The sequence below is a fragment of the Paenibacillus sp. FSL R7-0198 genome (assembly GCF_038000415.1).
Taxonomy (GTDB): domain Bacteria; phylum Bacillota; class Bacilli; order Paenibacillales; family Paenibacillaceae; genus Paenibacillus.
The window spans coordinates 598403-611801 of the sequence record NZ_JBBOCB010000001.1 but is presented as its reverse complement, the minus strand read 5'-3'; the positions used below and the strand labels follow the sequence as shown (position 1 = coordinate 611801).

The window sequence follows — 13399 nt, the reverse complement described above, 5'->3', positions numbered from 1 at the left end:
CAATCAGATCAGACGAGATGTAATCTCTTCCTGATTGAACATGAAAGCCCCAAAGCAATGTAATCCATCGCTTTGGGGCTTTTTGTCGTTGAGGTGCAAGTTGTTACTACTACTAGCAACTACTGGCTCTTTATTTTCTCATACGCCATCACCGAGTCCGCATTGGTATAAATATAAGGCGTGGATGGCTCAGCTACACGTGTCACCTTTTTTGCCCGAATTTCAATCGTATCCTTACCATTCACCTGTGCTGAGCCGATGCTGCCATCGATTTGCACCCAGCTATCTGTTGGAAAGCTATCTGCTTCTGGAATGTGAATCATCACGCCAAAGGGAGCCGCATCCGCGGGGCAGCACATGACGAGAAATCGTCCCAGCGCAAAGTGTGATTCATGATCCATGCTTTTGTCCCGATAAACGAACCCGGTTAAGGAGATATCTTTGCCTGCAAATTGTCGCTGGAACATATCAATCGTGCCGAGGGTTTCAGAGAAGATCTCGGGATAGACTCGGATAACCTGTTCTGCATACAACTTCTCCGCTAATTCAGCGAATTCGCGGCTATACTCGTCTGGGGGAATGAATTGTACTTTGGGAGCCGATGCAGGCTGAACGGTCGTTGGTTTTTGTGTGTGATCTTGTACATTCAATTGCGTTGCCGGGTCAGGTAAAGGCTCTTTGCGACGAATCTCGGGAGGTGCATAGGTGAGAGACATGCCTTTCTGACTGGCCATGGAGCTGCCGAGAGCCCGATCAGGTAACAGAAATCCCAGCAACAAGGGTATGGCAATCAGACCATATACCATTGAACTACGAAGGAACCCCGAGGGTGGTGGATGCTCACAGTCGCAATGAACCTCGTTTCTACCGAACAATCCATGCCATGCCATGATAACAGCAATAAACAATAAGGGAACAGGGCAGCATAACAGCAGTTTTTGCATGGTAGGAGCCAAATAATAATGAAGCGAATCACTTGAATTCAAATGAATAATGTATACCGCAAGACCGCCCATCCAGACCGCACGGATCAGGTTATGCCATTGAATGATGTGTGACCTTGGAACAGGAGGTTTGGTCATCGTATAGATAGTGTGGTTCATATCATTACCTCATTTCTATTAATCATCAGGATGAAAGTTCATAGGATTAACCATTTAAGTCATGAAGTATTTTGCTCAACCTTTATACCAGCAGATTAATCAACCATGAGCCAGCGAAGACAAGCGTAATAATGGCTAGACTTAGACCAATAACAAACCGGGTACGGAAGGTCGAGAGCAGCATCAGGGTGCTTTTGAAATCCAGCATTGGACCAAGCACGAGGAAGGATACCAGCGGCCCCAGTGCAAACGTATGTGAGAACGCAGAAGCCACAAAAGCATCAGAAGTGGAGCAGAGAGACAATACATAAGCAAATCCCATCATGAATACATAGGAGGCAACAGGACCATTACCAAGTGAGATCAGATCGCTGCGGCTAATGAATGTCTGGATGCAGGCTGTAATCAGGGCACCGATCACCAGATATTTGCTCATATCGACAAATTCATCTCCGGCGTGAATGAAGAAGCTGCGCCAGTTTTTTACATGGTTATGATCATGTGCATTTGCATGAGGTTGCGCCATTTTAAACCCAGGATGTGTCTTGACCTCTGTCCCAGCGACCTTTGGCATCCGAAGGGGATTTCGACGAACGAACAGATACACGAGCATACCTATGGAAGCAGCTACAGCAAAGGCCAGTCCCATGCGGGCAATGGTAATCTCAGGATGGGAGGGAAAGGCAAGCAAGGTTGCGGTAAATACGATGGGATTCACTACGGGACCACTCAGGATGAATGTAACTGCGATATAGGCTGGCATGCCTTTGTGCATCAACCTTCTCACTACCGGGATCATGCCACATTCACAAATGGGAAAAATAATACCGAGCAACCCTGCAACCAGCACCCCACCGATCGGATTCTTGGGCGTGAGTTTGCGGACCATTTCTTCGGATACGAACCACTGCATGAGCGAGGACAATAACACACCCATGAGCAGAAAAGGTGCGGCTTCAAGGAAAATACCTATGAATACGGTTTTCATATTTTGCAAAGCTTCACTGTTCCATGCTTCCTTCAAGTCTGGAGCCATTGTGATCAACACGGGAACAAGAAATGCACAAGGGATCAGGAAAGACAGGAGCTTCAGATTGGCTGCCATTTTCATGAAACAGACCTCCACAACTAGGACTTTGCTAAAATATATGCTTGTACGTGCAGCAACATACATCATTCCTATGTTCTAATCAACATTTTTACGATTAATCAAGATTTTTCATCATATTAGAGTTGACAACCGAGAGAAAACTGCGGTATAGTTCGGATTGCATCTTTAATAGTAATAATTACTATTAAAGTTAAAACTTAAACAGAGTGGAGGAAGCAGAAATGTCAGATCAACAGGTTCAACAGCGGGTTCCAGTAACCGTACTTAGTGGATATTTGGGTGCAGGCAAAACGACACTTCTCAATCATGTGCTTCATAACCGCGAGGGGATGCGGGTTGCTGTTATCGTTAATGATCTCAGTGAGGTTAACATCGATGCAGGTTTAATACGAGATGGTGGAGGATTATCACGTATTGATGAGAAACTGGTAGAGATGTCCAATGGTTGCATCTGCTGCACCTTACGGGAGGATCTGCTGAAAGAAGTCGAGCGGCTTGCGCTGGATGGTTCTTTTGACTACATACTGATTGAATCTACGGGTATTGGTGAGCCGGTACCTGTTGCGCAGACGTTTACGTATATCGATGAGGAACTCGGCATTGATTTGACGAAGTTCACTCGTCTCGACACGATGGTTACGGTTGTTGATGCTGCCCAGTTCTGGCGTGATTTTTATTCCAAAGAAACACTGAAGGATCGTGGACAGGAAGCGGGGGAGGACGATGTTCGCGGAATCGTTCATCTGCTGACGGATCAAGTGGAATTTTGTGATGTACTGATTCTGAACAAATGTGATCTGGTGTCGGAGGAAGAACTTTCGAAGCTTGAGAAGGCGTTACACGCCATGCAGCCAGAAGCTAAGCTTATTCGAACAACACATGGGCATATTGATCCAAGAGAGATATTGAACACAGGACGTTTTGATTTTGAAAAGGCAAGCCAGTCAGCGGGTTGGATCCGCGAATTAATGAAAGAGGAACATACCCCGGAGACTGAAGAATATGGAATTCATTCATTTGTCTATCATCGTAAACGTCCATTCCACCCGGAACGGTTGCTGCGTTGGATTGCGAAATGGCCAGATAATATCGTGCGATCCAAAGGCCTGATGTGGCTGGCAACAAGGAACCATATGGCGATCTCTTTCAGTCATGCAGGCACATCAAAGCAGCTTGCGCCAGCAGGAATATGGGTAGGTGCGATGAGTGAGGAGGAAAGGCAACTTCATTTTGGCGACACGCTGCCAAGCAGACCGGACTGGGATGATGAGTGGGGTGACCGGGTGACGAAATTGGTATTCATCGGCATTGACATGGACCGGGCGGAGATTGAACGTACATTGGATGAGACCCTTCTTACGGAGGAGGAGATGTTGATGAACTGGCGTGAACTGAAAGATCCTTTTCCAGCGTGGAGTTGAAGTGAAAAGAAAAGATCTTCAAGTGCAATAGTGCCCCTGAAGATCAATGATTATATTGTATTAAGGACTTTAGCTAAAGTACAAATCGCCAAGATAAAAATCACCGTTGCCGCTTTTTTGCGGACTAAACACAAAGGTAAGGTACACTCCATAGGAACCCGTCCATCCTTGTGGATAATAAATGGCTTTGTAACTGTGTCTTGTTTTGGTTTTATCGTTCATTGCAATCACTTTAAAATCAGCTGATTTGATGTTAATCAACTGATCTGCATATTTAGTCAGCGTTTTTTTATCATTTGCTGCAATGATACCTTTGACTGTAGTCTTAAATTTATCTTTCTGGGATTGCTTACCCAGATCAAAAATGTCGATCTCGGGATTTTCAATAACTTTAGCATCTATGTACTTATCAAATTCACTAGTGCTACCTGTTTTAAGTGCTTTACCATACATTTTGATCAATGTTAAAGATTCTTTTTGCAATTTGACTATCATCTGAGCGTCAGTTCCAGTCATCTTGACTGAGCCAGAAGTGCTTGAGTTACTTGAACTACCTGGTTTACTTGAATCTTCAGAACCTTTGGTACCTGTACTGCTGTTATTACTACTCGAACTGCTTGACTTACCGCTACCTGAATTAGTGATACTTACAACTTTGTTGCTAACATTCAGAGATACGTTGGCTCCGAGTGCTTCTGCTGTGGTACTTACAGGCAAGTATACATCACCGTCATATACCAGTGCATTCAGTTTGTCTCCAGCTTCATTCTTGGGTGTCCAAGATAAACCGTTTACTTTAAAGCTAATGTTGCTGTCGAGTGCCGCTTCAATATCCTGAATTCCGTTTGAAGCTGCTACACCCAGGGCACCGAAAGCCAAACTGCATGCTACCAATGACCCAATAAAAGTTGATTTTTTGATCTTCATCTAGTTCCTCCGTAGGTAAAGTATAATGATACCAAAGCAGTATATCATATGAAATTATATTGTGCATACAAAATTTTACTGTAACAGATATGGAGTTGACAAAAGAAAAAGCATAGGCTACTATCATTAAATAGTAATTATTACGATTAAATAAGAGGAGGCAACAACCATGAGAGTCATTGTAACTTTAGCCTGCACCGAGTGCGGGGACCGCAACTATACAACAACCAAGAACAAACGTAACCATCCAGAGAGACTTGAGATGAAGAAGTACTCTCCGCGTTTGAAGAAAATGACGATCCACCGGGAAACCAGATAAAATTTTTTTGATATTTTTAAATCGTAATATTTACGAAAAGAGGGAAAGTCATGATACTATCCTCCATGCGTGATGTTGTATTTGGATATGGCAAAGAGCCGGTCATTGATCAACTGTCGCTAGATATCCATGTGGGAGAGTTCATAGGCATCACAGGTCCCAACGGTTCTGCCAAAACGACCCTGTTAAAGCTGCTACTAGGGCTATTGAAGCCCTGGAGCGGCACGATACATATGAATCCGCAGTTGAAACGTGGGAACAAGTCCAATATCGGTTATGTGCCCCAGCAGGTGGCATCGTTTAATAGTGGATTTCCCAGTACGGTGAATGAACTGGTCCGGTCCGGGTGTTACACCAGGTTGGGATTATTCCGCAGATTCACAGCAACGCAGAATGCCATCGTTGAACGCAGTCTGCGGGAAGTTGGCATGTGGGAATATCGGAATACACGCGTCGGTGAGCTGTCCGGTGGACAGAAGCAGCGGATCTGTATTGCAAGAGCTATGGCTGGGCAACCGCAGGTTCTGGTACTGGATGAGCCAACAACGGGGATGGACCGCCACAGCCGTGAAGGATTTTACAATCTGATGCGCCACTATGTTGATGCTCATGGGATAACGATTATTATGGTTACTCATGGACTGGAAGAGATGGGAGATCGATTGGACCGATCAATTACTCTGGAGCGGCAAGAAAGTGAGGAATGGCAGTGTTTGAGTACGAATTCATGCAACGTGCCTTCTGGGCAGGTGGACTGATTGGAGTCATCGCTCCAATTCTCGGGGTCTATCTGATGCTCAGGCGGCAGGTACTAATGGCAGACACGTTATCCCATGTCTCACTTGCAGGGGTTGCGCTCGGTTCGGTCATGAATCTTAACCCGGTGATCTGCGGATTCGCCATTGCAATTATCGGTGCATTACTGGTTGAACAACTGCGTCGAAGTTACCGAACCTACAGCGAGGTACCTGTGGCAATCATCATGACTTCGGGGCTGGCTCTTGCTGTAGTGTTGATGAGTCTCAAAACCAATCTGTCCAAGACATTCAGCTCATACTTATTCGGATCTATTGTTGCGGTTAGCGATATACAGTTGTGGATGATGGCAGGAGTATGTGTCATGGGTTTACTTTTTTTCATCCTGCTCCGAAGACCGCTCTATAGCTTTACGTTTGATGAAGAGACAGCTTCCATTGGGGGCGTTCAGGTAAAAGGTTTATCGTTTGCATTTGCCATTCTGACAGGAATGACTGTAGCTTCAGCCATGCCGATCGTCGGTGTGTTGCTGGTGTCTGCTCTCATTGTATTACCTGCTGCCTTGGCACTAAGAGTGTCTCGCAGTTTTACAGCAGCGATTATTGTCGCGGTAATCACGGGGTTAATTGGTATTTTTAGCGGACTCACAACATCTTACCATCTAAATACACCACCGGGAGGAACAATTTCACTCATCCTGTTGGTCATCCTATTGACTGGAATATCAGCGCAAAAGCTGATTGCACGATATAACCGCAAGCGTCACCGTAAAGAAACGAAATCACAGCACGTTATTCTGGTCAACCATTCTAGGAGGAATACATCACATGAAATTCAGTAAAAAAGCTACGCTCGGATTGTTGTTCAGTCTCACACTTATCGTCGCAGGCTGCGGACAAAAATCCGCTTCTGATGCAAATACAGCTTCGACAGGCACTTCCGTTCCAGTCGAGACGGAAACCGCAAAATTAAACGTGCAGGTCAGCTTCTACCCGATGTATGAGTTCACCAAAAATGTGGCAGGTGATCTCGCTGAGGTGCATACCCTCGTTCCAGCGGGGATGGAGCCTCATGATTGGGAGCCCACACCACAAGACATTGCCAGCATTGAAAAAGCGGATGTGCTTGTCTACAACGGTGCTGGTATGGAATCATGGATTGATCAGGTCACCGGAAGTCTAAGCAACGCTTCACTCATTCAGGTGGAAGCAAGCAAGGGCATCAACCTGCTTGAAGGTGGAGAGCATGATCACCATCATGAAGATTCAGAGGCAACAGAACATGACCACGATCATGACCATGACCATGCGAATGAAGCGACTACAGAAGAACATGATCACGATCATGCGGATGAAGCGACTACAGAAGAACACGACCACGATCATGACGCCGAGGCAGAAGCAGGACATGATCACGATCACGGTGGACTCGATCCCCACGTATGGCTGTCACCTGCATTGGCTGTCAAAGAAGTACGTAATATTGAAGCGGGATTAGCGCAGGCTGCTCCAGAACACGCTGAACAGTTAAAGCAAAATGCAGATGCCTATGTTGCTCAACTGGAGTCACTGGATCAAGACTTCAAGGCGGCTGTGACGGATAGCAAACGAAAGGATTTCATCACACAACACGCTGCATTTGGCTACCTTGCACAGGAATACGGATTGCAACAGGTGCCCATCGCAGGATTGTCTCCTGAGCAAGAACCTTCGGCAGCACAGATGGCATCCGTTATTGATTTTGCAAAAGAGCATCAAGTGAAGACAATTTTCTTCGAAACACTGGTTTCATCCAAAGTGTCTGAGACGATTGCAAGTGAAGTGGGAGCCAAGACGGCTGTATTGAACCCGATTGAGGGACTCACCGAGGAAGAAATTGCGGCGGGAATGGACTACATTAGCGTGATGAGACAGAATCTGGAGGCTCTAAAACTGGCGCTGAACGAATAATAAAAGATCAGTTTGATGCCTTTCACCGAAAAAGGTACAATAATACAACATGCTGAGGAATGGATCGCCATTCCTTTGCCTTTTTGCAAAGCAGAGAGCACAGGGATGTGCTCTCTCTTTGTTGAATAAGGTGACCGGATCGAGGAGAACAGGAGGACACATTGCATGAGTTTAAATGAGGAACATGAAGTGCTGTTAAGTGAACAGCCTGCCCATCTGTGGAGACGACGTAAGCTGGAGCTGATGCACTGGACGGAACGTGACAAACATACGGTATCCGCGAAGAAAACAGAGATTTGGAACGGTGTTGAAGTCGATGCCGAACTTGTGAAAGCATTGTCCATACTTCAGAGTGCGGGCGTGAGGACGGAATTTTCATGTGCAGGGGTGAGTCCGCTTGATGAACCTGTCGATCATTCCCTGTATGCTTATGTTACCCTGATACAAAGTGAAGTTGCAGATCAATTCGTTCACTATGCGCTCCGTCGGATGCGGAACCGACTGCTCGTTACGCTAGAGACCGAAAAGGGCCGCTATGATCTATCTTCTTTTTTCATTGGACACAATCGGAGCTTCTGCTGGTGGATGGAGCACTGCGCCTTACAGTTCGGAAGCCGAAACGAATCGAGTGAAAAAAGCGTAGTATAAGTGCGTGTTCAAAAAGATCGGTTTTCAGTACCAAGAAGATGGAATGAAGCTAGAAATGGAGTAGCGGAGCGTAGGAAACTACGTGAGCAACGGACATTTCGGCTGAATGCCATATTCGACGCTGATGATGCCTTTAGGCATCCTTCGTAATCAAAAGCGGACTTTTTGAACAACCTCTATAAAGGATAGGCTTGTTTATTTGAAGGTAAAGGAGGTATGGTCGATTGAATAAGTGGATCAAAACGATACTGTTCCTACTAGGCTCCGTCTTTCTTACACGATTCATTCCATTTTCGTCCTTGTTTCGTAACCTGGATACGATGATTCACGAATTCGGTCATGCACTAATGACACTTGTATTGTCCGGTAAAGTGTTACGCATTGAATTGTACGCTGATCATAGTGGTGTAACTTACTCTTCCATGCTGACGCCAGGCAGATCGATCCTGGTTTCTCTGGCGGGATATATCAGTGCATCACTGTTCGCCTGGCTATTGTTCTACTTATACCGCAAAGGCTTGCACATGTGGGGACTTGGGATTATGACGGCTGTAGCTCTGGTGTCGCTCCTGTTATATGTAAGAGGGGAGTTCGGCATGTTATGGCTGACCGGGTTCATCGTCCTGAATGTGGTCATTATGATATTTGGTGCCAAGATCGTGAAGTTCTACTATCTTCTACTAGCGTTTCTTACGCTGGAAGAGTCGGTCGTTAGTGCCGTATACGTTGGATTTATGTCCTGGACTCAGCCTTCACGGGCAGGGGATGCAGCGAATCTCGCTCAGCAGACATTCCTTCCCGCTCTATTCTGGGGCACGCTGTTTGCTTTGTTTGCACTGTGGTGTGCGAACAGAGCACTCACTCTGTTTTTCCGCAAAGAAGGCACTTCGCGATCGTCACGGTCTCGGGGATTACGAAGAGCGTAAAAGGTTTAAAGGTATACAAAGCAAAAAAAGGCACTTCCTTTCTTCATGAAAGGAGAGTGCCTTTTGCTTTTGGACGTACATCTGATATTAGAGTCTGATATTGAACACATTGAACCTAATCTCCAAGATTATCCCATAACACATAAAAGTAATAAATCTCTTCCATAATCGCCTTATCATCCTCTGCCGCAACGCCGCCCTTGATCCGAGCAAGCGTGCCCAGAATATCATATATCGTTTCACGCTCTACACTGAACTGAATGCGGTTAACGACCTTATCCCAAGCTTGCATTGCGTAATTAACTTGAGACTTGGCTTCAGTCCATTGTTTTCCCTCAACCTGTTTCTCTAACGTTTGTATAGATTCAAGCAAGCGATCATCGTTGCCAAAGGGCTTTTTGAGAAAGGCTCCGCTAGCCATAATCGCAACGAATACAAGAATGAGGAAGATCGGAAGCACATATAGCAGCCAGAAACGCGTTTTCATTCAACCGCCTCCTTCATGTAAAGAGTTTAGAAAGGCCCCTCATAATCGCCCATATCGATTTTTTCGGTGATCTTATCCTTGAACAGGTCCACATACAATTTGTCATTGGGTAATATGGCGGCAAAAGCGATATCCTGTATCGTAATGTTTTGCTTTTTCAGCTGTTCACTGAGCCAATTAATATCTTTGTGTCTTTCCTCAAGATTTTGCTTAATCAGCAGGCCATCAATGATAATCTCGGTCATCAGCTTGCTCTTCGGCGGGTGCATATGCATGTCTTTTGCGGTTACCGGTTGATTCTCAGGTTTCAAAACAACCGAGAGGCTGCCATCCGGTTCCAGAATCGCATAATCTAACGTCGTAATATCAAATACATCCTTTTGCCGCAGCATCATGGTCAATTCATCAAATTTGACTCGCATTTTACTCAGGTTCTGTTCGAGAATTTTACCGTTCTGGATGATCAATGTGGGATCTGAGTCCATTAATTTGGAGATGGTGCGATTCTTCAGCGTAATATACTGAAAGATGATCGTAATGATTGTGAAAATGGTCAAGGCCACAAAATGAATCCAGGCCTTGGACGAGAGATCGGTTGCAAACGTACCTGCAATGGAACCGATTGTGATGCCGTTAATGTAATCAAAATACGTCAAGTTACCCATCTGCTGTTTGCCCAGCACCCTTGTATAGATGATCAGGGTCAGAAAGGCAATAATAGACCGTACGGCAACAACCCATGTTTCTTCCATCATATATGTATCACCTTCCTTTATTTCACCGTAGCTGTATTATGAGGTTGTTTAAAAAGTTTGCTTTTGAACATGCATTATAATAAGCTTCTCCTATGCTGGATGATCTTATGCTTGAACGCAAAAAACCGAAACCTGGGTATGTATCCCAAGCTTCGGTCTCTATAAATTCTCTATATTAGTTGAACTGATTCATTTGCACGTAACGGAGAGGAAAGAAAAAACCTGAAAAAGCGAAGCGCTCGCCTTTATTCCCGGATTTCTCCTTCGGAGAAGTGAATCGATAAAATCTGGGGATAACAGCGATTGGAAGGTTGTTCTTTCATCGGAGTGTCTGTGTAAGAAATCGTTAAACACCGGAATATGCCATAAATCCGCCATCTACCGGAATGACTGTGCCAGTGACAAAGCCGGACTGTCTTTCATCCGCAAGCCACATTAATGTGCCAAGCAGGTCTTCCGGTTTGCCAAAGCGGCGCATGGGTGTATGCGCAATAATTTTACTGGAACGTTCCGTTGGTGAGCCGTCTGGTTGCAGTAATAGATTACGGTTTTGCTCGGTCAGGAAAAATCCGGGTGCAATAGCGTTGACACGAATACCGGATTCGGCCAGATGAACGGCGAGCCACTGCGTGAAGTTGTTAATGGCTGCCTTCGCAGCGCTGTAAGCTGGAACTTTCGTCATGGGAGATGGGGCGCTCATGGAAGAAATGTTTATGACAGTAGCGGGAACATCGCGCTCTATCATATGTTTTGCAAAGATCTGAGTGGGGATGAGAGAACCGACAAAATTCAGATCCATCACCTGACGAAATCCCTCTACACTTACATCGAAAAATGTAGTGACATCACTCTTTTCCAGATCTTCCAATCTAAAAATTTCATTTGTGGTGTTGGCACTGGCGTTATTGCCACCGGCGCCATTAATAAGAATGTCGCATGGTCCAAGCTGTTCCAGTACAACATCTGCCGCCGCTTGTACACTATCGGCCTGGGTTACGTCACAGGCAATAGCAATCGCTCTGCCACCGGCAGCTTCAATCGCAGCTACAACTTCCTGCCCCTTGGACACGGTGCGGTTCAGGATGGCTACACTTGCACCGTGCCGAGCGAGTTCTTCCGCCATGGAGCGGCATAGTACTCCAGCACCTCCGGTGATTACAGCCGTTCTGCCTTCGAGACGAGATGAGCGTTCATATTGACGTTCACTCATGCTTTTGCCCTCCTTTGCAGGGAATCCCAGACGCCCCAGAGATACATGATCCCCAAAGCCCGGTCATAGAGTCCATAGCCAGGTCGGCACTGTTCTCCCCAGAGATGACGACCGTGGTCGGGTCTTGCATAACCTTCATAACCGATATCGTGATAAGCCTCAACAACCCCTGCAATATCAACACTTCCATCCTGACTGCGATGTGAGGTTTCGATAAAGTCGCCGTTATCGTAGATTTTTACATTACGAATGTGGGCAAATGGAATCCGATCCTTGAACTCGTGTATCATCCCGATAATGTCATTATCAGCATTCGCTCCCAAAGAGCCACTGCATAGTGTCACGCTGTTGTAAGGGCTATCATAAAGATTCAAATATTTCCGAACATTCTCCTGACTTGTAATAATCTTTGGTAATCCAAAGATTGGCCATGGCGGGTCATCCGGATGGATGGCCATTCGAATCCCCAGCCGTTCGGCTGTAGGAATAATCTCTTGCAGGAAATAACGTGCGTGCTCCCACATATGATCCTCGGTTACATCCTTGTAGGCTTCGAACAGACCTGTTAAATACTGCAATCGTTCCGGTTCCCAACCTGGCATGGTGAGTGCGGAGTTCTCCGTAATGCGTCGAACGAGTTCTAGAGGTTCTATATCTGCGAGTTTACTGTGCTCATAGAAGAGGGCAGTTGAGCCATCCTCCATTTCCTTGTGCATATCCGTGCGAAGCCAGTCGAAGATCGGCATAAAGTTGTAACAGATGACCTTCACACCCACCTGAGCCAGTTTCTCCATTGTTTTAATATAATTTGCAATGTATTTATCCCTTGATGGCAGGCCCAACTTGATATCCTCATGGATGTTCACACTCTCAACGACATCCAGATGTAACCCGGCCTTGTCCGCTGCTGTTTTGACAGCGAGTATTTTGTCCATCGGCCATTCCTCGCCAGCAGGAACATCGTGCAGTGCCCACACAATACCTTCAACACCCGGAATCTGCCGGATATGATCCAGCGTTACCGTATCATTGCCTTCGCCGAACCAGCGAAAAACCATTCTCATCACGTTCACCTCATCATGAATAGTAGGAAGAAAAATTCAGTCATTGAAAATAGGACGGATATGTATCCTGCAGGACAGCCAAATCGGTGACAGTTAAATGCAAGTGTTCCTGCATCAGTCGCTCTGCTGTGTCGGCATCATGCTGCTGAATGGCCTTGACCATAGACCGGTGCTGTTCAATCAGGTGATCCCACTGGTGGTCCGAGGACAGGCGTAACATGCGACTTCGATTCAAATGTACATTCATCTGCTGGATAACAGTCCAGGTGTTGCTTTTGTTGCAGCCTGCAAAAAGAGTGCTATGGAATTCCTCATCCAATTGGAACATTCGTTCATCATCCGGTTTGACCCTGCATTCCTGTTGCCATGCAAGGTTCCGTTCAAGAGCTACCATCTGTTCGTTCGGAAAGTTCTCGCAGGCTAGCCTGATGACGGCTCGTTCGAGCTGTTCACGCATGAACCGTGCTTCCTCAACGAGATCAACCTGAATCAGAGAGACGTATGTGCCACGCTGTGGATACACTTCCAGCAGACCTTCCTGAGCAAGCCTTACAAAACTTTCTCGAACAGGTGTCCGGCTGACCTGGAACTCCAGCGAAATTTCCTTCTCGGAAATAGCTGTTCCCGGAGGCATTTTTAGACTCAAAATGTATTGTTTCAGCGTGAAGTAAACGACATCTCGCGTTGAGTAAGATTGCTGCTTATTCATGGAAGACATACTGC

Annotated in this window: 15 protein-coding genes; 7 read left to right on the top strand and 8 right to left on the bottom strand. The window is 46.0% G+C overall.

The window, feature by feature from the left end:
* Positions 1 to 119: 119 nt before the first annotated feature.
* Positions 120 to 1103: a TIGR03943 family putative permease subunit gene (locus MKY87_RS02440; RefSeq protein ID WP_340962764.1), complete on the bottom strand. Its 984-nt coding sequence runs from the start codon at positions 1101 to 1103 to the stop codon at positions 120 to 122.
* Positions 1104 to 1185: 82 nt separating this feature from the next.
* Positions 1186 to 2214, bottom strand: coding sequence for a permease (locus MKY87_RS02435; RefSeq protein WP_340962762.1), 1029 nt, complete (start codon positions 2212 to 2214; stop codon positions 1186 to 1188).
* Between the two features lie 221 nt (positions 2215 to 2435).
* On the opposite strand from MKY87_RS02435, the gene MKY87_RS02430 reads away from it, so the two are divergent.
* Positions 2436 to 3635, top strand: coding sequence for a GTP-binding protein (locus tag MKY87_RS02430; RefSeq protein WP_340962759.1), 1200 nt, complete (start codon positions 2436 to 2438; stop codon positions 3633 to 3635).
* A gap of 69 nt (positions 3636 to 3704) precedes the next feature.
* Here the strand turns inward: MKY87_RS02430 and MKY87_RS02425 are convergent, their stop codons facing one another.
* Positions 3705 to 4562: a stalk domain-containing protein gene (locus MKY87_RS02425; RefSeq protein ID WP_339783414.1), complete on the bottom strand. Its 858-nt coding sequence runs from the start codon at positions 4560 to 4562 to the stop codon at positions 3705 to 3707.
* 169 nt (positions 4563 to 4731) lie between these two features.
* Here MKY87_RS02425 and rpmG point away from each other — a divergent pair, with 169 nt between their 5' ends.
* From rpmG to MKY87_RS02395, 6 genes are all read left to right on the top strand, one after another.
* Entirely contained in the window at positions 4732 to 4881 is a 150-nt protein-coding gene (gene rpmG / locus MKY87_RS02420) for a 50S ribosomal protein L33 (RefSeq protein WP_036613813.1), read from the top strand.
* Between the two features lie 50 nt (positions 4882 to 4931).
* A complete protein-coding gene (locus MKY87_RS02415; RefSeq protein WP_339783416.1) occupies positions 4932 to 5639 on the top strand; it encodes a metal ABC transporter ATP-binding protein in 708 nt (235 codons plus the stop codon).
* Positions 5585 to 6478 carry a metal ABC transporter permease gene (locus tag MKY87_RS02410; protein WP_340962756.1) on the top strand — a complete coding sequence of 298 codons (894 nt, stop codon included), beginning with the start codon at positions 5585 to 5587 and terminating at the stop codon, positions 6476 to 6478. Before MKY87_RS02415 ends, MKY87_RS02410 begins: the two co-directional genes overlap by 55 nt.
* Positions 6465 to 7586, top strand: a complete 1122-nt coding sequence (locus MKY87_RS02405; RefSeq protein WP_340962754.1) for a metal ABC transporter solute-binding protein, Zn/Mn family — start codon at positions 6465 to 6467, stop codon at positions 7584 to 7586. Before MKY87_RS02410 ends, MKY87_RS02405 begins: the two co-directional genes overlap by 14 nt.
* Before the next feature lie 165 nt (positions 7587 to 7751).
* A complete protein-coding gene (locus MKY87_RS02400) occupies positions 7752 to 8234 on the top strand; it encodes a hypothetical protein (RefSeq protein WP_340962752.1) in 483 nt (160 codons plus the stop codon).
* Between the two features lie 224 nt (positions 8235 to 8458).
* Complete coding sequence (locus tag MKY87_RS02395) at positions 8459 to 9160, top strand: M50 family metallopeptidase (protein WP_340962751.1); 702 nt, start codon at positions 8459 to 8461, stop codon at positions 9158 to 9160.
* Positions 9161 to 9275: 115 nt separating this feature from the next.
* Here the strand turns inward: MKY87_RS02395 and MKY87_RS02390 are convergent, their stop codons facing one another.
* The 5 genes from MKY87_RS02390 to MKY87_RS02370 form a co-directional block, all read right to left on the bottom strand.
* Complete coding sequence (locus MKY87_RS02390; protein WP_091029627.1) at positions 9276 to 9647, bottom strand: DUF4363 family protein; 372 nt, start codon at positions 9645 to 9647, stop codon at positions 9276 to 9278.
* 26 nt (positions 9648 to 9673) lie between these two features.
* Positions 9674 to 10402 carry a DUF421 domain-containing protein gene (locus MKY87_RS02385; protein ID WP_091029630.1) on the bottom strand — a complete coding sequence of 243 codons (729 nt, stop codon included), beginning with the start codon at positions 10400 to 10402 and terminating at the stop codon, positions 9674 to 9676.
* Between the two features lie 346 nt (positions 10403 to 10748).
* On the bottom strand, positions 10749 to 11612 hold the full coding sequence (locus MKY87_RS02380) for an SDR family oxidoreductase (RefSeq protein WP_340962748.1): 864 nt from the start codon (positions 11610 to 11612) through the stop codon (positions 10749 to 10751).
* Positions 11609 to 12676, bottom strand: coding sequence for a mannonate dehydratase (uxuA, locus tag MKY87_RS02375; RefSeq protein ID WP_091029633.1), 1068 nt, complete (start codon positions 12674 to 12676; stop codon positions 11609 to 11611). Before uxuA ends, MKY87_RS02380 begins: the two co-directional genes overlap by 4 nt.
* Positions 12677 to 12716: 40 nt before the next feature.
* On the bottom strand, positions 12717 to 13394 hold the full coding sequence (locus MKY87_RS02370; RefSeq protein WP_340967363.1) for a GntR family transcriptional regulator: 678 nt from the start codon (positions 13392 to 13394) through the stop codon (positions 12717 to 12719).
* Positions 13395 to 13399: the final 5 nt, after the last annotated feature.